The organism is Lactobacillus sp. wkB8 (genome assembly GCF_000761135.1).
Taxonomy (GTDB): domain Bacteria; phylum Bacillota; class Bacilli; order Lactobacillales; family Lactobacillaceae; genus Lactobacillus; species Lactobacillus helsingborgensis.
Window position 1 is genome coordinate 864695 of record NZ_CP009531.1, and the last position, 22492, is coordinate 887186.

At 36.7% G+C, this 22492-nt stretch carries 24 protein-coding genes; 20 read left to right on the forward strand and 4 right to left on the reverse strand.

The features are described from left to right. Positions 1-18 precede the first annotated feature (18 nt). The 20 genes from ftsA (at position 19) to LACWKB8_RS04140 (ending at position 18592) form a co-directional block, all read left to right on the forward strand. Complete coding sequence (gene ftsA, locus LACWKB8_RS04045; RefSeq protein ID WP_038522337.1) at positions 19-1377, forward strand: cell division protein FtsA; 1359 nt, start codon at positions 19-21, stop codon at positions 1375-1377. 14 nt (positions 1378-1391) lie between these two features. Beyond that, positions 1392-2729: a cell division protein FtsZ gene (gene ftsZ / locus LACWKB8_RS04050; protein WP_038522340.1), complete on the forward strand. Its 1338-nt coding sequence runs from the start codon at positions 1392-1394 to the stop codon at positions 2727-2729. A 15-nt stretch (positions 2730-2744) separates the two neighbouring features. Further along, the gene (locus tag LACWKB8_RS04055; RefSeq protein ID WP_038522343.1) at positions 2745-3185 is read left to right on the forward strand and encodes a cell division protein SepF; all 441 of its coding nucleotides are present in this window, start codon (positions 2745-2747) and stop codon (positions 3183-3185) included. After that, positions 3185-3490 carry a YggT family protein gene (locus LACWKB8_RS04060; RefSeq protein ID WP_038522346.1) on the forward strand — a complete coding sequence of 102 codons (306 nt, stop codon included), beginning with the start codon at positions 3185-3187 and terminating at the stop codon, positions 3488-3490. Before LACWKB8_RS04055 ends, LACWKB8_RS04060 begins: the two co-directional genes overlap by 1 nt. A 172-nt stretch (positions 3491-3662) precedes the next feature. Next, positions 3663-4493, forward strand: a complete 831-nt coding sequence (locus tag LACWKB8_RS04065; RefSeq protein WP_242491940.1) for an RNA-binding protein — start codon at positions 3663-3665, stop codon at positions 4491-4493. Between the two features lie 5 nt (positions 4494-4498). Next, positions 4499-5254 carry a DivIVA domain-containing protein gene (locus LACWKB8_RS04070; protein ID WP_038524980.1) on the forward strand — a complete coding sequence of 252 codons (756 nt, stop codon included), beginning with the start codon at positions 4499-4501 and terminating at the stop codon, positions 5252-5254. A 220-nt stretch (positions 5255-5474) separates the two neighbouring features. Further along, positions 5475-8264: an isoleucine--tRNA ligase gene (ileS, locus tag LACWKB8_RS04075; RefSeq protein ID WP_038522350.1), complete on the forward strand. Its 2790-nt coding sequence runs from the start codon at positions 5475-5477 to the stop codon at positions 8262-8264. Further along, the gene (locus LACWKB8_RS04080; RefSeq protein ID WP_038522352.1) at positions 8264-8470 is read left to right on the forward strand and encodes a cold-shock protein; all 207 of its coding nucleotides are present in this window, start codon (positions 8264-8266) and stop codon (positions 8468-8470) included. The genes ileS and LACWKB8_RS04080 overlap by 1 nt, the downstream gene beginning before the upstream one ends. A 14-nt stretch (positions 8471-8484) precedes the next feature. Continuing rightward, positions 8485-9057, forward strand: coding sequence for an NUDIX hydrolase (locus LACWKB8_RS04085; RefSeq protein WP_038522355.1), 573 nt, complete (start codon positions 8485-8487; stop codon positions 9055-9057). Further along, positions 9050-9382: a hypothetical protein gene (locus tag LACWKB8_RS04090; RefSeq protein WP_038522358.1), complete on the forward strand. Its 333-nt coding sequence runs from the start codon at positions 9050-9052 to the stop codon at positions 9380-9382. The genes LACWKB8_RS04085 and LACWKB8_RS04090 overlap by 8 nt, the downstream gene beginning before the upstream one ends. Positions 9383-9400: 18 nt before the next feature. Further along, the gene (locus LACWKB8_RS04095; protein ID WP_038522361.1) at positions 9401-10096 is read left to right on the forward strand and encodes a 5'-methylthioadenosine/adenosylhomocysteine nucleosidase; all 696 of its coding nucleotides are present in this window, start codon (positions 9401-9403) and stop codon (positions 10094-10096) included. A gap of 4 nt (positions 10097-10100) precedes the next feature. Next, positions 10101-11252, forward strand: coding sequence for a cysteine desulfurase family protein (locus LACWKB8_RS04100; protein ID WP_038522364.1), 1152 nt, complete (start codon positions 10101-10103; stop codon positions 11250-11252). A 53-nt stretch (positions 11253-11305) separates the two neighbouring features. After that, on the forward strand, positions 11306-11647 hold the full coding sequence (locus LACWKB8_RS04105) for a DUF1831 domain-containing protein (RefSeq protein WP_038522367.1): 342 nt from the start codon (positions 11306-11308) through the stop codon (positions 11645-11647). Between the two features lie 5 nt (positions 11648-11652). After that, positions 11653-12777, forward strand: a complete 1125-nt coding sequence (gene mnmA, locus LACWKB8_RS04110) for a tRNA 2-thiouridine(34) synthase MnmA (RefSeq protein ID WP_038524982.1) — start codon at positions 11653-11655, stop codon at positions 12775-12777. Between the two features lie 120 nt (positions 12778-12897). Continuing rightward, positions 12898-13554, forward strand: a complete 657-nt coding sequence (locus tag LACWKB8_RS04115) for a histidine phosphatase family protein (protein ID WP_038522370.1) — start codon at positions 12898-12900, stop codon at positions 13552-13554. Next, positions 13551-14198 carry a tetratricopeptide repeat protein gene (locus tag LACWKB8_RS04120; RefSeq protein WP_038522373.1) on the forward strand — a complete coding sequence of 216 codons (648 nt, stop codon included), beginning with the start codon at positions 13551-13553 and terminating at the stop codon, positions 14196-14198. The genes LACWKB8_RS04115 and LACWKB8_RS04120 overlap by 4 nt, the downstream gene beginning before the upstream one ends. Next, positions 14191-16569: an ATP-dependent RecD-like DNA helicase gene (locus LACWKB8_RS04125; RefSeq protein WP_038522376.1), complete on the forward strand. Its 2379-nt coding sequence runs from the start codon at positions 14191-14193 to the stop codon at positions 16567-16569. The genes LACWKB8_RS04120 and LACWKB8_RS04125 overlap by 8 nt, the downstream gene beginning before the upstream one ends. Positions 16570-16580: 11 nt before the next feature. Beyond that, positions 16581-16976, forward strand: a complete 396-nt coding sequence (locus LACWKB8_RS04130; RefSeq protein WP_052059654.1) for a DUF1828 domain-containing protein — start codon at positions 16581-16583, stop codon at positions 16974-16976. A gap of 102 nt (positions 16977-17078) precedes the next feature. Continuing rightward, positions 17079-17792: an ABC transporter ATP-binding protein gene (locus LACWKB8_RS04135; protein WP_038522380.1), complete on the forward strand. Its 714-nt coding sequence runs from the start codon at positions 17079-17081 to the stop codon at positions 17790-17792. A gap of 8 nt (positions 17793-17800) precedes the next feature. Next, positions 17801-18592, forward strand: coding sequence for a hypothetical protein (locus LACWKB8_RS04140; RefSeq protein WP_038522383.1), 792 nt, complete (start codon positions 17801-17803; stop codon positions 18590-18592). A 131-nt stretch (positions 18593-18723) separates the two neighbouring features. Here LACWKB8_RS04140 and LACWKB8_RS04145 read toward each other — a convergent pair whose 3' ends face one another. The 4 genes from LACWKB8_RS04145 to def form a co-directional block, all read right to left on the reverse strand. Next, positions 18724-19674, reverse strand: a complete 951-nt coding sequence (locus tag LACWKB8_RS04145; protein ID WP_038522386.1) for a diacylglycerol kinase family protein — start codon at positions 19672-19674, stop codon at positions 18724-18726. A 47-nt stretch (positions 19675-19721) separates the two neighbouring features. Beyond that, positions 19722-21401: a ribonuclease J1 gene (gene rnjA / locus LACWKB8_RS04150; RefSeq protein ID WP_038522389.1), complete on the reverse strand. Its 1680-nt coding sequence runs from the start codon at positions 21399-21401 to the stop codon at positions 19722-19724. Between the two features lie 5 nt (positions 21402-21406). Beyond that, the gene (locus LACWKB8_RS04155; RefSeq protein WP_038522392.1) at positions 21407-21631 is read right to left on the reverse strand and encodes a DNA-dependent RNA polymerase subunit epsilon; all 225 of its coding nucleotides are present in this window, start codon (positions 21629-21631) and stop codon (positions 21407-21409) included. Positions 21632-21805: 174 nt separating this feature from the next. Then, complete coding sequence (def, locus tag LACWKB8_RS04160; RefSeq protein ID WP_038522395.1) at positions 21806-22360, reverse strand: peptide deformylase; 555 nt, start codon at positions 22358-22360, stop codon at positions 21806-21808. Positions 22361-22492 lie beyond the last annotated feature (132 nt).

The following is a 22492-nucleotide window of genomic DNA, read 5'->3' on the forward strand; positions in this document are numbered from 1 at the left end:
AGCAACAGGGGGTAAATTTTGGACAATTCAAATTTATTAGTGGGCTTAGACATTGGTACCACAAGTGTGAAAGCGGTTGTAGCCGATTCAGGCAAGGTAATTGGAGCAGTTGCGGTTCCTAATCAAGGGATGCGGCATGGTAATATAGTTGATATTGATGAAACAGCATCTGCTATTAGTAAAGCATTAAAAGAAATAGCTAAAAAAACAAATGCTAATATTTATCGAGTTGTAACTGGTATACCTGTAGGAATGTTGCAGCTTGAAACTGCAAGCGATTTGGTTAATGTAGGCGATAATGGTCAAGAGGTTGGCAATCAGGATGTAATGCGTGTTGTACGTGCTGCAGTCAGATCTGCCGTTAAAAATGAACGAGAACCTATTGCCTTTTTGCCAAGCCGTTTTTTAATTGATGGCAGAACTGAAGTTGATGATCCCCGCAAAATGATTGCTCATTCGCTTTCCGTACAGGGTATCATGCTGACTGCCCCGGCTAGTCCTTTGCATAATATTAAAAAAGCTATTGAACGTGCTGGCTATCGTAACAACTTTTTTATTCCCACCCCACTTGCAATTGCCAGCGTAGCCTTAACTGAAAGTGAACGTCATTTTGGCTCAATTATCCTTGATTTAGGCGGGGGTGTTACTACTGCTACTGTAATTCACAATAATCAGATTAAATATGCCAATATCGATTTTGAAGGTGGCAGCGATATTAGTAGTGACATCTCAGTTGTTCTCAGCACCTCAAAAAGAGACGCTGAACAAATTAAATTAGATTATGGTTATGCCGATCCTAATTTAGCCTCAAGTAAAAATAAATTTGCAGTAAATAGCGTCGGTTCCAACGGCCAACAAATGATTGATGAGGAATATTTAAGTGAAATAATCAACGCTCGGGTTATGCAAACCATTGATAGAATTGAAAAAGGTTTAATTAAGCATGATGCCTTGAAATTACCGGGCGGCATTGTGATTACAGGTGGAAGCAGCCTTCTACAAGGTTTTGATAGCATAATTGCTAACACTTTAAACGTCAAAGCCAGAATTTATCAACCAGATCAGATTGGAATGCGCAACCCAATTTACTCAGCTGCTTTCGGTGTTGTGAACTATGCATATAAAATGTCGGATATTGATTTTTTAGTAATTAATGCTATATACGGTAGTAACTCGTTAGGACAAGAAGAAAATTCAGCTCCAAAAAGTACAAAAACTTCTAAAAGAGCGGCTGCTGTTAATGAAACAAAAAGAAAAGAAGAATATAATAGACATGAGTTACTAAAGCGAGAAAAAAGTTCGCAAAGTAAACCAAAAAATAATACGCAAAATAAAGATAAAAGCTTTAAGAGCTTTTTTAAAAAGTTCTTTGATTAAAGGTGGTTAATTAGATGGATTTCACGTTCGATTCAGACGACAATAAAAATGCTGTCATCAAAGTTATTGGTGTCGGTGGTGCTGGTGGTAATGCTGTTAATCGGATGATCGATGATGGTGTGCAAGGAGTATCTTTCGTTGCTGCTAACACTGATGTACAAGCATTAAATAGTAATAAGGCTGAAAATAAAATTCAACTTGGGCCTAAATTGACAAGAGGATTAGGTGCAGGTTCTCACCCAGAAGTTGGTCAAAAAGCTGCAGAAGAAAGTGAGCAGACTATTGAGGATGCATTAAAGGGTGCGGACATGATCTTCATCACTGCCGGTATGGGTGGCGGCACTGGTACTGGTGCTGCACCTATTGTAGCTAAAATTGCGCGGGAGACAGGCGCCTTGACTGTCGGTGTTGTCACTCGTCCTTTTACTTTTGAGGGTCCTAAGCGTTCGAAAAATGCTGCTGAGGGAATTGCGCAACTGAAACAGTATGTTGATACACTAGTTATTATTGCCAATAACCGTTTGCTGGAAATGGTTGATAAGAAAACTCCAATGATGGATGCCTTTAAGGAAGCCGATAATGTTTTAAAGCAAGGTGTACAAGGTATTTCTGATTTGATTACTTCCACTGATTACGTAAACCTTGATTTTGCGGATGTTAAAACAGTGATGGCTAACCAAGGAGCGGCTTTAATGGGAATTGGTCGTGCGAGTGGTGAAAACAGAACGGTAGAAGCTACTAAGTTGGCTATTTCGTCTCCCTTACTTGAAGTATCAATTGATGGGGCTAAACAAGTTTTGCTTAACATAACTGGTGGTCCTGATTTAACTTTATTTGAAGCTCAAGATGCGTCTGAGATAGTTTCTAAGGCTGCTGGAGATGACGTCAATATTATTTTTGGTACTTCCATTAATCCTAATTTAGGAGATGAAGTTGTGGTAACTGTGATTGCGACTGGGATAAATTCACAAGCAGAAGAAGAAGCTTCTAAGCAGTTACCAGGACACAGCCACCAGATTAAATCTCACCCTGAAAGTGTTAGTTCAAATAGTACTGCTGAAACAGCTAACAGAACAGTTTCTGAGCCAAAATCAGGCTTAAGCAGCGATTCCGGTTCAGCACAGCAAGCTCCTAAGCATAAACCTATGGTTGATCCGACAAGTGTCTGGGGCTTAGACAATGATAATGAAGGGAATCGTCGTACAAATCCAAGTGAGATAAGTTCGCAAGAAGAAACTTCAAGTTCATTTGATGATGATGATCAGAGCCGAATTTCACAAATCGAAACTAACGCTTTTGATGACGATGATACTGATGACATTCCATTTTTCAGGCATCGTGGTGAAAACTAATAGGAGGCAAAAGTAATGGCTTTTAGTAAAATAGGCAAGTTCTTCGGTGTTGCCAGCGATGATGACGAAATGTTGGAAGATGAATACGGTGAAGAACAGCAGATAGCTGATGAGGACAATCTTAATAACGGTGCAATTGATCGTGACAAGGTAGTTTCTATCAAGTCGGGTATCAGCGCGAATAAGAGTAAGATAGTTCTTTATGAGCCACGTGTATACTCAGATGCAAAAGATGTTGCCCAAAATTTGCTTAGTAATAAAGCAGTAATCATTAATTTTAGCCGAATGGAAGATGCTTCTGCTAGGAGAATTGTCGATTTTATCACGGGTACTGTTTACGCTTTAAATGGCGAAATTCAACGTATTGGGGATAAAATATTTTTGGCTACACCACCAAAGTTTGTTACTAATGGTAAAATTAGTGATTTAGTTGATAAGAAAGATACTTTGAGTTAATGGCAATCAGAATAATATACTACGGAATTTACATACTAAACTATGCCATTTGGATATATAGTATTGTTATGGTGATTGATGCGATTTTAAGTTGGGTTCCTTCAATGCGTGATTCAGCTGTTGGCAGAATAATTAATCGTATTATTGATCCCTACTTAAATCTCTTTCGTAAAGGTCCAATTGAACGGTTATCACAAACTAGCGGAATTGATATTTCTTTTTTAATCGGTTTATTATTGCTTTACTTTGTGCAGGATTATGCCATTAAATGGCTTGCGAATATTCTTTTCCGGATATTTGCTTAATTACAATTTAAAAATGAATAAAATAGCTGATAAAACTCGTTAAACAAAACTTAGCTTTATCAGTTATTTATTTACAAATTTACTTACCTGCCTTTACAAGTTTGTTCATGCTATAATTAATCAAAAAAGAAGTTTCATTCTCAGGTATTTGAGTGTTTTTAGGAGGAATTTTGTGAAAATAGAAAACGTTTATAAGCGTAGCCAATATGCTAAAAACGTTTTATTTAAAAATGATGTTGCTGCAGAAAAAACAGTAGATAAAATGACTGGTTTTATCAACGACGTTCTTTATAAGCACAACGTGGTATTGACAGATTTTTTAAATCCTGGAGAAAGGGATATTCTCAAAAGTGTAGCTGGTGACGATGTTAGCTTGTTTGAATTTGGCGGCTATAATTCTGCCGAAAAAAAGCGGGTGTTGTTAGATAATAGTAATTTAGAGTTCTCACCAGCAGCATTTCAAATCACTGTTTTTGACATTGAATATTCTCGAAAATTTGCCACCTTGACTCATAGTGCAATCTTGGGTTCTTTAGCTAATTCTGGTGTTGAAACATCAACTTTTGGCGATATTATTACCGATGGTGCTGGTCACTGGCAATTTTTTGCTAAAAGTGAATTGAGCGATTTTTTTACCAGTGAAATAAATTATATCGGTCACACGAAGGTGAGATTAAGACCTACCACTAAGCAAAAAGTTCTTATTGTAGAAGATGATAGCGCACAAGCGACTGCCATTGCTTCTTCTTTAAGACTAGATGCGTTAGTAGCTGCTATAACGAAAAAAAGCAGACAACAAACCAAAAATGATATAGCAAATAATTTGGTTAAATTGAATTGGCATAGTGCAACCAATTTTAATATAATGATTAAAGAAGATGATGTCCTAAGCATAAGACACTTTGGCAGAATAAAGATTTTAGACGTTAAAACAACTAGGAAAGGTAATTTTAAGGTGGTGTATAAACTGTGGCAGACGAAAAGGAAAAAGAGCAAAGACTAACTCCGATGGAAATTCACAATAAAGAATTTAAAAAGCGGGGCTTCAGTGGATACGATAGACGTGAAGTTGATAGTTTTTTAGATCAAATTATTAACGATTATGGCGATGCTCTCGATCAAACTGTTGATTTAAAAAATAAGGTTGTCAATTTACAAAATCAAGTTTCTGAATTACAGAAACAAGTTGACCAGTATCAACAAAACGAAAATGCAACTAAAGAGGCAGTTGGTAACGCTAAGATTAAAGCGGAAAGAATCATCAACGATGCAACTGTTCAAGCAAATAATGAGGCTGAACAGGCCAAGCTTGATACTGATTATCAGCGTCAACAGCTTGAATCAGTTAAATCAGATTATGATCGTGTTAAAAAAGAGGTTGCTGGTTACCGTAGTTACATTCAAGAGCTTTTACAAAAAGCTATTGAAAATCTTAATGATGAAAAATGGCAAAAAGCTCTTGATAAATACTTCGGTACAGAGCGTTTTTATCCTCCAGATGGTGCAGAACCAATCATGTTAACCGATGAAGAAGAAGAAGTTGACGTAGACGATGATGATGACGATGATGGCATCGAGGTTGACAACGATAGTGCCGATGAAGTAAACTTTGAACAAGACATTGACGAAGATAATGATAGTCCTCAGCCAATGACGGGTGATAGTCCCAGCATTGAAACTGTCAATAATCAAAGCAGTTCTTCCAATACCAATAGTTCAGGTCCTACTGTTATCTTTCCGAATGACTATAAAAATCATAAATAACAAACTGGCAGTAAAACCTAAGAGCAATTCAGCGAATTAGCGCCGGTGTGAGGCTAGTATCAGAGCTCAAAGGTTGATCAGCTGTTAATAATGGTTTGTTACGTAAGTTGTACGATACACAATCAATAAGTGGAGCTTAAAAGCTCAATTTAGGTGGTACCACGATAATTAACCTCGCCCTAATTTTAGGACGAGGCTTTTTTTACAGAAAGGAATAAAAATGCGAGTGAAAGATACTCTTAATTTGGGTAAGACCAAATTCAAAATGAGAGGAAATTTGCCTGTAAGAGAAGCGCAATGGCAAAAAGAATGGGAAGAAAACAAATTATATGAACAGAGATTAAAGTTAAACAAGGGTAAACCTCGTTTTGATTTGCATGACGGTCCTCCATTTGCTAATGGCAATATCCATATCGGTCACGCTATGAACAAGATCTCTAAAGATATTATTGTTCGTTTTAAAAATATGAACGGCTACTATGCTCCTTATGTGCCTGGCTGGGATACTCACGGCTTACCAATTGAACAGCAACTGACTAAGCAGGGTGTTGACCGCAAGAAGATGAATCTGGCAGATTATCGTCAGCTTTGTCAAGATTTTGCTCAAGAAGAAGTCAAAAAGCAAATGGCTGACTTCAAGCGCTTAGGTGTTATGGGTGATTGGGATCATCCGTACATTACTTTTCAGCCTGAATACGAAGCAGAGGAAATTCGCGTTTTCGGTAAAATGTTCGAAAAGGGCTATATCTATAAAGGTAAAAAACCTGTATATTGGTCACCTTCAAGTGAGTCAACTCTAGCTGAAGCCGAAGTTGAATACCATGATATCAAGTCACCATCAATTTATGTTTCTTTCCCTGTTAAAGATGGCAAAGGTCTTTTAGACCCACAAAACACTTATTTCTTGATTTGGACAACTACACCATGGACTATTCCTACTAACCAAGGAATTACTGTAAATCCGGGCTTTGATTATTCAGTAGTTCAAGTTGACGATAAGCGATACGTTGTTGGTACTGATCGATTAGAAGCAGTTGCTGAAGAATTGGGCTGGAATGACTATAAAGTTACCCAACACCTAAAGGGTAAAGATATGGATCGTATGGTAGCTAAACACCCACTATATGATCGTGATTCTTTAGTAATGAATGCTTTGCATGTCACTGCCAGTGATGGTACAGGTCTAGTTCATACAGCTTCCGGTTTTGGTGAAGATGACTATAATGTAGCGCAAAAATATGGCATTCCCGTTTATAGTCCAATGGACAATAAGGGTTGCTTTACGGAAGAAATTGAAGATCCTGATTTAGTAGGATTATTTTATAATGATGCAAACAAAGTTGTCAGCGAAAAATTAAAGAAGTCAGGCAATTTACTGAAACTAAGTTTCTTTACCCACTCATATCCACATGATTGGCGTACGAATAAGCCTGTGATTTATCGTGCTACTACCCAATGGTTTGCATCAATTGATAAGTGTCGCCAGCAAATTCTTGACCAAATTGATCAAGTTAATTTCACTCCTTCTTGGGGCAAGTTACGCTTGCATAACATGATTAAAGATCGTGGCGATTGGGTAATTTCAAGACAGCGGGCATGGGGCGTTCCTTTGCCAATCTTTTATGCAGAAGATGGCACTCCAATTGTTACGCCAGAAACTATCGAGCATATTGCACAGATTTTTGCTAAAGAGGGCTCTAATGCTTGGTATAAGAAGACTGCTAAGGAATTATTGCCTGAAGGCTTTACTTCTGAGCATTCTCCAAATGGTAAATTTACTAAAGAAACCGATATTTTGGACGTATGGTTTGATTCAGGGTCTTCCCATCAAGCTGTATTAGCCAAAAGACCTGATTTGCGCTTTCCATGTGATCTTTACCTTGAAGGCAGTGACCAATATCGGGGTTGGTTTAACTCCAGTTTGATTACTTCTGTAGCAGCAAAAGGAATTGCTCCATATCGTGGCATTTTATCTCAAGGATTTGTTCTGGATGAAAAAGGACATAAAATGTCCAAATCTTTAGGTAATGTAATTTCACCAAATGATGTCATCAAGCAAATGGGTGCAGAAATTATTCGTTTGTGGGTCGCATCTGTTGATACTACTTCTGATGTTGCAGTTTCACAAGATATATTGCGTCAGACTTCAGAGAGTTACCGTAAGATTAGAAATACATTCCGCTATATGTTGGCCAATACTTCAGATTTTGACCCACAAGTCAATCGTGTAGAATATCAAGATCTCAACTCAATTGACCAATACATGGAAGTACGTCTTAATGACTTAGTTAAAACTTGTCTTGACAGTTATGAACGTTATGACTTTAATAATGTTTATAAAAAAGTATTCGCATTTATTTCAAATGATCTGTCTGCCTTTTATTTAGACTTTGCTAAAGACGTGCTTTACATTGAAAGTCAAGACAGTCATGCAAGAAGATCAATGCAAACCGTTATCTATGATGCTGCCGTTAAATTGGCCAAAATTTTGACACCAATTTTGCCACACACAATGGAAGAAGTTTGGTCTTTCCTTAAAGAAAAGGAAGATTACGTTCAACTTGCAGAAATGCCTCAGGTTGAAACTTATTCAAACCATGATGAATTGACTGAAAATTGGCATAAATTCATGAACTTACGTGATGATGTCCTAAAAGTTCTTGAAGAAGCTCGTGATCAAAAATTAATTGGTAAATCATTTGAAGCTGCGGTTACAATTTATCCAACAGCTGAAATGCAAACAGTTTTAACTAAACTGAACGCAAACTTTAGACAAATTTTAATTGTTTCTAAATTAACTATTGCTTCAGGTGCAGCACCTGAAAATGCGCAAAAATTGCCAAATGGTGCTTTTATAGTTGAACATGCTGAAGGTGAAGTTTGTCCACGTTGCCGCATGATCAGAACAGACATTGGTGCAGATAATAAAATACCTATGCTATGCGGAAGATGTGCTAAGATAGTTGAAGAAGATTATCCCGAAGCAGTTCAAGAAGGCTTGGAAGAATAATGCGTTACGGTAAAGTAAAACAGTTTGACCGAAACAGCAGTTTTGGTTTTATCACTGATGATGAAAATCAGAAATCATATTTTGTTTTTTATACAGCTATTAAAGAAGAAGGTTATCGCCGCTTGCAAGTTGGTCAAAAAGTTAAATACCAACTCGCTCAAGGTAAAAATGGCTTACAATGTGTCAACGTATATTTAGCTGATTAACAGGAAAGTGAATAATGGATTTAACAGAAACTGAAATCTCTTCAAAACAAATTTTTACGGGTCGTATTGTCGATCTTTCTGTAAGAACGATTAAATTGCCCAATGGTGAAACTGCCTCGCGGGAAGTGGTAAAACATCAACCTGCTTCAGCTGCTATCGCAGTAAATGACAAGCAGGAAATGTTGCTGGTTGAACAATGGCGCGAACCGATTAAAGAACTGACTTTAGAAATTCCTGCTGGTTTAATTGATGATACTGATGCTAGTCCACTGGATGCGATGAAACGAGAGCTGAATGAAGAAGGCGGCTATCATGCAGATTACTGGGAGAAAATTACTGAATTTTATTCTTCACCAGGTTTTACTGACGAAAAGCTCTATTTATTTTATTGCGATACATTAACAAAACTGACTGATAAAAAGGCACTTGACCCAGACGAGTTTCTTACTAGTCATTGGTTTAATTTAGAAGAGTTGAAGCGTCTTTCAGCAGAAGGTAAAATTGTTGATGCCAAAACGTTGTATGCAATGAGTGTATGGGAAAATATGCTGCTGACGGGTGCTGATACTAAGGAGCAAAATGACTGAAAAACGATCTGATTACCGTAAAAAATTAAAACGGCAAAGGGGTAAGAAGGTTCTAAACTCCATCAAGTCTGCTTTTGATGATAGTGATGAAGAAGTTGATGTTAATCCTGAATTTACCCGTGATGCAGATGAAGTTGTGCACACAAACGAGCAGTTTAATGCAGAAACTGGCGAAAAGAAACGAAACTCTCCCAATAGAGAAGCTAAGTCACAGTCACCTACAAGTCAGGAAAAAGCTTTAAAATTAAAAGGCAAGCTCAACCGTGCTATTTTAATTGTGGCTGTTTTAATAATTTTGGTATTATTTGCGTTATTTCACTTATAAAATTGAACGAGGGTAAAAATGAAGATAGCAATTATTGTCCCAATGGAAATTGAGGCTGAATATTATCGTAAGTATTTTCACTCTGGTCACAAAGAAATGTTCGGATCTACTACATTCGAGCATTTTTGCGTTAATCAGAATGATGTGTATATAGGTTTGAGCGGAATAGGCAAAGTGCAAGCAGCTATGAATTTAGCTAGTTTACTAAGTCTGGTTGATATTGATTTAATTTTTATGACTGGTACTGCTGGGTCTTTACAAGATAGTGTTCATAAAGAAGATTTAATTTTGGCAAGTGCTTTTGCGTATCATGATGCCCATAACACTTTGGCTGGTGATTATGTTGAAGGACAAATACCGGGCGAACCGGCAGTATTCAACTTAGATTCAACTGCTAGAAGTAATTTTGCCCAATTTTTACAGAAAGAAAAGACTGGTTATCAAGAAGGATTAATTGTTACAGGCGATTCTTTTATTGGTTCTCAAGTGCAAAAAGATAAAATCAAGCAGAATTTTTCTACTGCTTTAGGAGTGGAGATGGAAGGAGCTGCTTTTGCTCAAGTAGCTTATCATTTTGAAAAGCCCTTGATTGGCTTACGTGCCATTTCAGATAATGGTAACCAAGATGCTAACGGCGATTTTGACCATTTTGCTCAAAAAGTTGGTGCAAAAGCCGCTAAAATAATTTGTTCATACATAGAGAAGATGGCTTAAACTAATGACAGAAGTTTATTTAGATAATGCTGCTACAACACCAATGTCAGATAATGTAATTAATGTTATTACGGCTGAAATGAAAAATGACTTTGGTAATGCTTCAAGTACATATGAACTAGGACGAAAGGCTCGTCATGTTGTCGACTTAGCCAGACAAAAAGCGGCACACGCGATAAATGCTTCAGAAAGTGAAATTATTTTTACCTCCGGAGGCTCAGAAAGCAATAATACTGCAATTTTTGGTACAGCACATAGTCGTCAAAATATCGGCAAGCGTATCATCACAACGAAAATTGAGCATCCGTCCGTTTTAAAACCAATGCAGCAGTTGCAACGAGAAGGCTATGATGTCGTTTATCTGGATGTTGATGAAAACGGGCGTATTTCTTTAGCAGATTTAAAAGAGGCACTTACTCCTCAAACTATTTTGGTTTCAATTATGGCTGTCAATAATGAAATGGGTACAATCAACCCTTTGGCGGAAATTGGAGCTATTGTAAAGCCAAGCAATGCTTATTTTCATGTTGACGCAGTCCAAGGCTTAGGTAACATTAACTTAGACGTAGAGAAAATGAATATTGACTTATTGTCAACTTCTGCTCATAAAATAAACGGACCCAAGTTTTTAGGCTTTTTATATGAAAGAAATGCAATTAACTTGCCGCCTTTAGTTTATGGTGGTGAACAAGAAACCAAACGCAGAGCTGGCACTGAGAATGTTCCCGGAATTGCCGGCTTTGGTGAGGCTATCAGTGAAATTGCTGCTATAGATAAGGAACAACTGCAAAAGAAATATCAAAAGCTGCAAGGTATAATTTTAAATCAACTTGAAGAAGCTCAATTAGACTTTCAAGTAAATGGCGGCATTAAAGAATATGATTCACATCATATCTTAAATTTATTTTTTAATGATGTTTCCACCACCCTTTTACAGACAAATTTGGATTTAGCAGGTTTTGCGGTTTCCGGTGGCTCTGCCTGCACTGCAGGATCAATTGAGCCTTCACATGTACTAGTTGCTTGTTTTGGTAAAAAATCGCCAAGAATTAATGAATCTATTCGGATCTCTTTTGGACGCTTCACTACGGAGAAAGAGGTGCGCGCTTTTGCAAACCAGTTGGTTAAAGTTGTGAGCAAGCTCCAAAACAAATAAAATAATTGCTTTTTAAAACAAATATGCTTATTATTAGTAAGTGAGGTAAAATTATGGCAAATACAGTTATTATTAATGGTGATACACGCAAGTTTACTCTTAGCCCAGATTTAAAACTCTATGCGTTAATCGATGCGGGCTTTGTTAAAACCGTTAAAGGTAATTTTAGTTATGAACATCCGCTTTATAATGAATCGCCATACGATGCCCCAACTAAGTTAAAAATGACCATTAATAAAGAAATGTCTCATTTAACAATGGTTGTGACTGATAAAAATGGTCTGCAAAAGGTTAATATTTTTAAGAATAAGCAATTAGCTCCTACAGTTGAACTTTTAGACTACATTTTGAAAGATTTAGAGGAGCGAAATATTATTGTTGCAGTGAAGGATTGATTAATTTGGCAAAAAGCAAAACAAGAGTTGTTGTTGGTATGAGTGGAGGAGTTGACTCCTCGGTTTCTGCCCTTCTTTTAAAAGAGCAGGGCTATGATGTTATCGGCGTCTTCATGAAAAATTGGGATGACACCGATGATTCAGGTGTTTGCACTGCGACTGACGATTATGAAGATGTTAAAAGGGTGGCCGATCAGATTGGCATTCCTTATTATTCTATCAACTTTGAAAAAGAATATTGGCACCGCGTTTTCGAATATTTTTTAAATGAATATAAAAAAGGGCGCACACCGAACCCTGATGTTATGTGTAATAGCCAAATTAAATTTAAATCATTCTTGGAATTCGCACTCAATCTTGACGCTGATTATATTGCAATGGGTCATTATGCCAAAACCTTTAAGGACAAGAACGGCGTTACCCATATGATGCGTCCTAAAGATGGTAATAAAGACCAAACTTACTTTTTAAGTCAGCTGAGCCAAGATCAAATTAGTCGTGTGATATTTCCATTAGCTAACCTGACTAAGCCGCAGGTGCGTGAGATTGCACTTAAAAGTGGTTTAGCCACTGCTAAGAAGAAAGACTCAACTGGAATTTGCTTTATTGGTGAAAGAAACTTCCGTAAGTTTTTGAGTGAGTTTTTACCTGCCCAAGCTGGAGATATGATCACCCCTGATGGCAACGTTGTTGGTCACCATGCCGGCTTAATGTACTATACTATTGGTCAAAGATCAGGTTTGGGACTTGGTTCAACTAAAGAATCAACAGCACCTTGGTTTGTAGTTGGTAAAGACTTGCAAAAGAATCAACTGATTGTTCATCAGGGCTATGACAGTAAATTGCTCTATGCGACGGAGCTAGAAGCTAGTGATATGTCATTCTTTACTGGCCAACCCGAGCATGATTTTGAGATCCATTGCACTGCTAAGTTCCGTTACCGTCAGCCTGATGTTGGTGTGACTGTATCGTATGATGCAGCCAATAACAAAGCAAAAGTCTACTTTGATGAGCCTGCTCGTGCTGTTACTCCAGGACAGGCATTGGTTCTTTATCAAGGCGAAGAATGCTTGGGTGGCGGCAATATTGATTGTGCTTACCAGAATGAGCAGCAATTACAATTAGTTTAATTTTAGCTATCAAAGGGAATGTCTTCGGCATTCCTTTTTTGCTTACTCCTACTCTTTTTCTTTTAAACAAATTAAATGATAAACTAGAAACTAATAGCAACAGAAAAGGATAATTATTTAATGCAGATTTATTTTGTGAGACATGGTAAAACAGAATGGAATTTACAAAAACGTTTTCAGGGGGCACACGGTGATTCACCACTTTTAACTCAAAGTCTAATTGATATCGGCAAACTGGCTGATTATTTACGAGGAACAAATTTTGCCGGCATTTATACTAGTCCCTTAAAAAGAGCGAAAACTACGGCAGAAAATTTTGCTGAAATTTCTGGTTATAAAGCCCAAATAAATGTAGATGAGCGTTTGCGCGAGTTTGATCTGGGAGCGATGGAAGGGCTCACTTTTTCTGAAGCAGAAAGTAAATATCCCAAACAAGTTGATGATATCTGGAATAAACCCGCAAAATATGATGGTCACAGTATTGGTGGAGAAAATTATCCTGAAGTAATTGCTCGGGGATTAAGTTTTGGCCAAGAAGTAGCTCACAAGTACCAAAATGATGATAAAGTGTTAGCAGTAAGCCATGGAGCAGCTCTAGGAGCAATTATGGGTGGTTTATTAGGTTATCCGCTAGCAGATATTAGGAAAAATGGCGGTTTAAGCAACACAAGCCTTACTATATTGGAAACAAAAGATAAAGGGCAGACCTTCAAAGTTTTGACTTGGAATAAAACAGACTTTTTAGATAGAAAAATGGTGGATTCTGATTCGTTATGACAACAGACAAAAAAGCTGCAGGAGACTCAACTCCTGTTAAAAAGAGAGTACATGAGTTAATCAAGAAAATTGATGCTCACCCGCATGATAGTGAAAACTACTTAAAACTTGCTACCTATTTAATTGAACAGGGTAGTAGCGATCAAGCAGCTGAATTGCTTGAAAAAGCTAAGAACTTAGTTGCTCATCCCCAGGATTTAGATTACGATCTGGCAGTATGTTATTATATGCAGGGTAAATTTGACCAAGCACTCAGTTTATTCAAGCAAATTCCTAATGATGATTTAGTCTTATATCAAAAAGCATTGGTGTTTTTTAAAATTGGGCAGAACCAAAAAGCTCTGGCCTATGCACTGACTATTAAAAATGTTGATGCTAAAGTCTTAGAGTTAATCGGCGATATTTGGTTAAGCTTAGGAAATTTGAAAGAAGCAGAAATGAGTTATAGCAAAATTCCTACCATAAAAAGAACAGCCAAAAGCAATTTTATGTTGGGCATCACCATTTTAACTAGAAGTCGCAAAGAAGCTGAAAAATACTTTGCTAGGTCAAAAGAGCAAGACCCCAAACTTTTTAGTAAAGAGCAAAAGCAGTATGCTTCAATCTTAAAATTAGTAAATGAAGCGAGAAAGAAAAATGACTGAATTTACTGGCAAAATTAATCGAATTGTTTTCGAAAACGACCAAGATCTTTATAAAATTCTTGACGTTTCGATTATAGGTCAATTGGAAAATTACGACCGGGATGACATTAAAGTCACCGGTAATTTTGGCGATGTTCAAATAGGAGCGACTTATAGTTTTACTGGTAAGTTGACAGTACATAATAAATTCGGTTTACAATTTCACTGCGAAAATTATAAATTGGCTTTGCCACATGAAAAAGGCAGTTTAATTAATTATTTAAGTTCAAATAAGTTTCCCGGAATAGGCAAAAAAGCAGCTGACACCATCGTATCTGATTTAGGGATGGATGCACTGAATGTATTAAAAGAAAAGCCGGGGAAAATTGCTACTCTTTCTCTAACTAAAAAGCAAAAGGACAGTTTGCTCAGCGGAATTAACTCAATGGATTCTTATTCGGAAACAGTTTTGCAACTAGCTCAATTTGGCTTAAATAAAAAAGTGGCGGGAAGACTTTATCAACTTTATCATGGCGAAACTTTAACTAAACTGGAAGAAGATCCATACGCCTCAATTGCCGAAGTGACAGGTTATGCTTTCAAAAGTGCCGACCGTATTGGTCAAAAGTTAGGAATTGCTGCTGCGGATCCCAAAAGAGTTAACGGTGCAATTTTTCAAATTTTACTTGATGAAGTAGGAAAAGAAGGCAATACTTACGTTAAGTTGGAAAAGCTTCTGACCGATGCTAAAAAACTATTACAGATTAACCAATTTAATGTCATTGTTGACTGCGTCAATAACTTGCAGCATCAGGGTAAAGTAGTTGTGTTGGGCAATCATGCAGCTCTGCAAGAAATATTTGAAACTGAAACAGATATTGCCAATACAATGAAAAACTTGGTTGAAAAGAGTCAAGAGACTGCAAAATATAGTGACAAGGAACTTAATCAGGCGATAACTAAGGCCGAAACCAAATTAAAAATTAAATATGATGCAACACAAAAAGCTGCTATTAAAAACGCTCTGACCCATCCTATTTCAATATTAACAGGTGGACCCGGAACTGGGAAAACAACTATTATCAATGGCATTCTATTAGCATTGCGTGATTTGGCTGAAATACCATCATCAGCTTTATATAGCTCGGACCCACCGTTTTTACTAGCTGCGCCCACTGGTCGTGCCGCAAAAAGAATGGAAGAAATAACTGGTATTACAGCTAAAACTATTCACCGGTTATTGGGTTTAGGAATTGGTGAAAATGATGCCACCGATTTGAACGAACTCAATGGGGAAATTTTAATTATTGATGAAATGTCAATGGTAGATATGTTTTTATTTAAACAGCTTGTTGCCAGTATTAATGAGACCAAACATATTGTTTTTGTTGGCGATAAAGACCAGTTGCCCTCTGTGGGAGCGGGAAATGTCTTTAGTGATTTAATTAAGTCGCATGCTTTTCCGACTACTGTTCTCAAACAAATTCATCGGCAAGGAGACGATTCAAGCATTATTACGCTTGCCCATGATATAAATCTTGGACAGAATAGTGCGGCCTTGTTTAAGAAAACCAAAAACTATTCTTTTATTTCCTGCCCGCCTCATGAAGTTTCTCATGTTGTCAGTCAAATAGTTGAGCGCGCCCTAGCAAAAGGGTTTAATCCGGATGATATTCAAGTTTTAGGAGCAATGTACCAAGGCGATGGCGGAGTAACTAATCTAAATAATGTAATTCAGGAAATAATTAATCCTGCAAAACCTACTAGCAAAATACTTGAAATTCATGATGAAAAGTTTCGCATTGGCGACCGCATTTTACAATTACAAAATAATCCTGAAAAAGATATATATAATGGTCAAATAGGTAAAATTTTAGCAATTGATAATGATAATGCCCAAAAGTGTATGGTTGCTGATTTTGATGGTAGAGAAATTACTTTTAGCAAAAAAGATCTTTTTGATGTAACTAGAGCTTATGCAATTACAATACATAAGGCACAAGGCTCGGAATTTCCGTTAGTAATTCTGAGCTTGACTATGCAAAATTACGTCATGCTTAAACGTAATTTGTTATATACCGCGGTAACTCGTGCTGAAAAAAATCTGGTTTTAATTGGTGATCCGCGTGCTTATGAGATGGCCTTGAATAACTCAGGTAATGACCGCCAAACCGGTTTAACTGCTAAATTGCAAACAGCGCTAAATGTGAAAGAGGACTCTCGCGCAGAGGAAAAGTCCGATAAAAATAGAGATAAGCAAGATATAGCTGAAACTAACACACTTGCAACTCCAAAACAAGATTATATTTTAACCCCAGAATTGATATATTCAGGTCAAATAGACCCGATGATTGGGATGCAAAATATTAAGTTAGAAACTAAAACGAGATAGGAATTTAAAAAATGGTGCATGAAAACGCTGATTATTCTAGTTTGAGCCTGCAAAAAGATATTACTAAATGGATAGCACAACATACTAAAGTTTTAGAATTTGGGCCAGATACTCTTGAAATCGAAACGATTTTAAAAGATTCTTTTGGTGAGACTGTCTACTGCTTTGTCGAAAAGAGTCAAAACGGTAGTTTCGATATTAATGATGACGGACGTGCATTATTTAAGTTGGATCCAAGTGCAAGTGATACCGAACTAATAGATGCAGCGGCAGATTTGGTCTTTAATGCAGGATTTTCTTTTAACGCTGAAAATGGTGTAATCAGTTGTGAAAGTGACCCGGAAAACTTAGTAAAAAATATCATGCAGTTAGCCCAAATAGAAGTAAATGTATCATATTTAAATTAAGAAAATGAATTTAAATAGTATTTTTTATTGCTATTTTAAAAAAATAATGATTAAATTATTGTTATATTTTTAATTATAGCCTAATAATTAAGGAGTAAAAATATGGCAATAATTTTCGAGCGGGTGAAGAAAAACTACGGCAAAAAGCCTGTCTTTTATGATCTTAACTTTAAAATTCCCTTGGAGCCCACAGTGATTGGTCTGGTAGGACCTAATGGGGTGGGAAAGTCAACCATGTTAAGGTTACTAGCCGGAGTATTGGAACCAACGGAAGGTATTATTAAAAATGATCAAACCGAGGAATCCTATGTTAAATGGGCTAGGTTGCATACTACTTTTGTGGCTTCCGGTGAAAGAGGCCTCATGTACAGACTGAATACTCTTGAAAATGGACTGTATTTTTCGTCACTTAAAGGAATTAGTGTCAAAAGAACCGAAAAAAATATTCGCGAAATGGCACAAGTCTTTAATTTTTCAAAGGAGCTTAATACTTTTTTTCAGGATTTGTCTACCGGCTTGAAGAAAAAGGCTGCTATTTTAGTGGGAGCCGCTTTGGAAACAGAAGTTTTGCTTTTGGATGAGCCTTCAAATGGTCTGGATATAGCCGCTCAGGAAGACTTAGCTGCCTTTATTCTTGATTTAAAAAATAAGTACGGCAATATTATTTTTATTTCGTCTCATGATACGCAAATGCTTTCAGGAGTTGTTGATCATTACTTGTTTTTAAGGGATGGTCAGATTGAAAAAAACATTGAACATAAAATGCAAGAAAATGACCTGATTACTGAATATGGTGAGATTTACAGGCGAAAGTAGGAAGCAAAATGAAAAAAATTAAAGAGCTATTCAATATTTTTTGCGTACAAGTCTATCTGCAGTTAAAACTGCAAACTCGCTATATTAATTCGGCTATTAGTTCACTGGTTTTATATGCTGGTGCATTTTTAATAGTTATTCTGTTCACCCAACCTGCACAATTGGGCCAGGCGTATGGTACAAAACAAGGAGTTTTGTTTACTATAGTTGGCTTTTTGTTTTGGAGTATTGGCATTTCTTCAATGGGTGAATGTAGCAATGGAGTAGAGGCTGATGAGCAAGCTGGTTTGCTTGAAAGTGAAAGTCAATCTGTCTTTCCCTTATGGGTCTTATACTTTATCCAAACTTTGGCAGGAAATTTGTTTGTATGGATCTATCTTTTTATTATAGGTTTTATTGCCTCGTTCTTTTCCATCTTTTCAGTACTTGAATTATTAAAGGCTTTACTGTTAACGTTTGTCTTCTCCTTAATTTCCAACTTAGGAATGTTTGGCATCGGGATGATTTTCGCCTCAGGCTCAATTAGATTTAAAAGAATGGGGCAGTGGGCTACTATTTTACAGGCGTTATTACTCATGTTGTCCAACGTCTACTTACCAGTCTATAATGTCTTTCAAGAAATCATTCCCTATGTAGGTGGTGTTGAAATAGTTCGGCAAATATTTCTTGGTCATGGAATTTCGATTTCAAAATTAATATTATTTATAGTGGTAAATTTAGTTTGGTTTCTGGTTGGTATTTTAGTTTTCAATTTTAGTATTAGAAAAGAACGTAAAAACGGATCATTTGACACTTTTTAAAGTTTAATCTTTCATAGTACATAAAACTATTGTTAATTGCTACTAGCTCAAATCAAAATGATGAAAAACTGTAGGCAAAACAAAAAAGCAGACACATTTTAATAAATGTCTGCTTTTTTAAATATATTAAATTAGCGCAATAAATTAAAACTAGATACGGAAAATTCAACATTAAAAGTATTGCGTTTAATTTCCTCACCATCTACTTGAGCATATTCTTTTTGCCTAGTTTTAACGGTAATTTTTTTAGCTTCAAAATAATGGAATTGGGGATCATAAACATGGGAACCATCTTTAAGCAGATTAATAAATAATTTGACTAATTTTCTCAAACCAAATTTTTCTACTACTACAGTGTCAATTTTGTGGCTGTCAATTTTTGCGCTAGGTAAAAGAGGCAAGCCACCACCTAAATAAGGATGGTTGGTTGTTGTAACCAAAAAGGCGTCATCAAAATGGACCTTACGCTTATTAGTTTCAATATCGACACTAAAAGTATCCTGTCTAGTAACACTTGCTAAAACGTTATAGCCGTAAATCAGTTTTCCTTCATTAAATCTGTTCAGTAATTTTTTTAATTTAGAGATATTGCTATTGTGGTTAACAAAAGCATCAAAACCAACACCGAAACTATTGGCAAAGTAGTATTTTTTATCTTTATTAATATCAGGAAAAATAAATGAACCACAATCAATTTGATCGGGCTTAACTCCGCCTTTTAAGCGATCAAGTAAAATTTTAGGATCAGCAGTTAAACTGGCTGCACGCCCGAAATCGTTTCCTGTACCAGCGGGCAAATAAGCGATAGGTGTGGCAGGATTACTTGAACGCTTAATGCCATTAAGCACTTCATTGAGTGAACCATCTCCACCGATTACTAATAAAATTTCATTTGAAGAATGTGGTCGATTACTATAGTCTTGAGCGATGCGAATTGCCTCACCAGCGTAATCGCTTTTTCTAGTATCAAAATTAATATTATCATTTATGAGTAATGCAGTAGTTTGCTCAAATACAGACTTAGCGTGACCATTGCCTGCAGTTTCATTTACTAAAAGGTGTATCTTTATTTTATTGTTCATATAATTTCATTCATTATACAAAAAAGCCCGTACAAAACAGGCTTTTTTTATTTTTTCTCAACTAACATAGGTAAGATCATTGGCCGTCTTTTTGTTTTAGAATACAGAAAGTCTGATAGGTTAGCGATTATCGCATTGCGAATTATGCTGTCTTTTGGGTGTTCCATTTTGTCCATCTCAGATTTTAGCACATGATAAATATGCTTCTGTGCTTGATTAATTAATTCTGTAGATTCTCTCATGTAGACAAAACCGCGACTTAAAACGTCGGGACCAGCCAGTACACGTTTATGCTTATAATCAACAGTTGCTACCACAACCACCAAACCATCTTCTGATAATACTTGTCTGTCATGGACAACAACATTGCCCACATCAGCAGTACCTGAAGTGTCAACATAAACATCGCCCGCAGGAATATGACCGGCTATTCTTGATCCTTCAGGACCAAAACAAACTACTTCGCCGTTTTCAAGGACAAAAGTATTTTCTGCTGGAACACCGGCTGCCTGTGCTAATTCAGTATGAATGACTTGCATCCGGTATTCGCCGTGAACAGGAATCATGTACTTGGGTTTGGTCAAACGAACCATCATTTTAAGTTCTTCCTGACCACCATGTCCAGATGTATGGACGTTATTTATTCTGCCATGAACGACATTGGCGCCGCCCTCCATTAATTTATTAATCAAATGATTGACGCTTAAGGTATTTCCAGGAATCGGGTTAGAGGAGAAAATTACTGTATCTCCTGGTTGCAGACTTATTTGCCTGTGAGTGCCGTTAGCTATTCGAGATAAAGCCGCCAGCGGTTCACCTTGGGAACCAGTACATAAAATCATGACTTCTTCTGCCGGGGTATGGTTAATTTCGTTAGCATCAACGATCAAACCATCAGGAACATTTAAGTAACCTAAGTCAATCCCATTTTGTACGCCATTTTCCATGCTCCGTCCAAAAATGGCAACTTTACGTCCAGTATCTTTGGCCGCCTGAATAGCGGTTGAAACACGGTAAAGATTAGAGGCAAAGGTGGCGAATATTATTCGACCATGAATTCCTGTAATAATGTCATGTAGCGATTTGGCTACAAAACGTTCGGACTTGGTAAATTGCGTTACTTCAGCGTTAGTCGAATCAGATAATAAAGCTAGAACACCTTCGTTACCTAATTTAGCCATTTTTTGAAAATCAGGGGCAGGTTGATTCATGACAGGTGTTAAATCAAATTTGAAATCACCAGTAAACACGACTGCACCCAGCGGAGTATGAACGGCTATACCCAGAGTATCAGGAATAGAGTGGGTAGTTCTAAAGAAAGTCACTGTTAATTTTTTGAATTTAAGGACAGTGTCTTCATGCTCCTCGTGCAATTCTGTTGTCCGCAGAATGCCGTGTTCTTCGAGTTTTCCTTTAATAAGTGCCAAAGCAAAAGGAGTGGCGTAAACCGGAATTTCTGGAATTTTTTCCAGTAAAAACGGAATACCGCCAATATGGTCTTCATGACCGTGACTCACAACAAGTGCTTTAATTTTTTTCCGGTTTTTAATTAAATACGAATAATCAGAAATTACATAATTAATGCCAAGAAGATCATCTTCAGGAAACTTAATACCACAATCCATGATAATAATCTCATCTTGGTATTGAACACAATACATATTTTTGCCTATTTCGTGCAACCCCCCGATTGCAACGACGGCAACTTCATTATTTTTAATGCGCACGAAAACTACTTCTTACTCTCAAAAGAGGTCAATTTAAAGTCGGCATGTTCTTTTTCGTAAGTTAGCGAATTTCCGGCCAATTCTTGGATGAGTTCAATATTATAGGGGGTATTCTCCTCAACCATAGTCCTTGCTGCCACCATATTATCGGCTTCAAGGTAAAGAGTCTGAGTTGTCTCCCGTCTAGGGTTGACAACCTTGTCTTTTTGATACAAAACTTTGTAGATCATATTTGTATTCTCCTTATTCAGTTTATAAAACGTTCATATTTTGGATAACAAAAAATACCCAATAGCTAATAAAATTCTACCATACATAAGAAATCAAGTATAGAATCAAGTTCTAATAGCTTTATTAAAAAAACCGTCAAATCAAAAAAGACGGCTTAAATATTTTTAAAACAATTAATAAATTATAACAGTATCATCATCCAGTTTGAATGGATCTTCCTTATTAATGCGATCATAAAACAGATGTCCCCGTAGATGCTCGATTTCATGGGATGCTACAATTGCAGGGTAATCTTTTAAGCGTACGGTTTTTTCTTCTCCGGAGACAGTGTAGTAATGGACCTTTAGCTTGTCCGGTCTAGGGACATACCCGTCAATTACCTTGTCAACGCTTAAGCAGCCTTCACCTTCACTGAGACATGCTTGCCTAACAGATTCAGACAATATTTCGGGATTAACAAAAGTTTCCTTAAAAATTATATCGCCCTTATCGTTAGGAACTAATAGTGAAGCCATTTGGACACTTTCACCTACCTGCGGAGCTGCTAAGCCTACACCTGCTCTTAGTTGGTGTTTTGCGGCAATTTTAGGATCTTGAGAATTAACAAGATACTCCATCATTTCTTTAGCTAAGTTTTGGTAGTGTTCACTTAAAGGAAAAGTTAATGGTTTAGCGACTTTACGTAACACAGGATTACCATCACGGGTAATATCTTTCATTAATATCAATTAAATTCACTCTTTCATAAAAGTTTATAGTTATATTTGTAACATAAAGTAAACTAATTTGTCTGCTTTTTATTCTATACTAAATTTTTAATTTGAAAAAGAGGGATAAACGTTGACCAGTATATAGTTAGG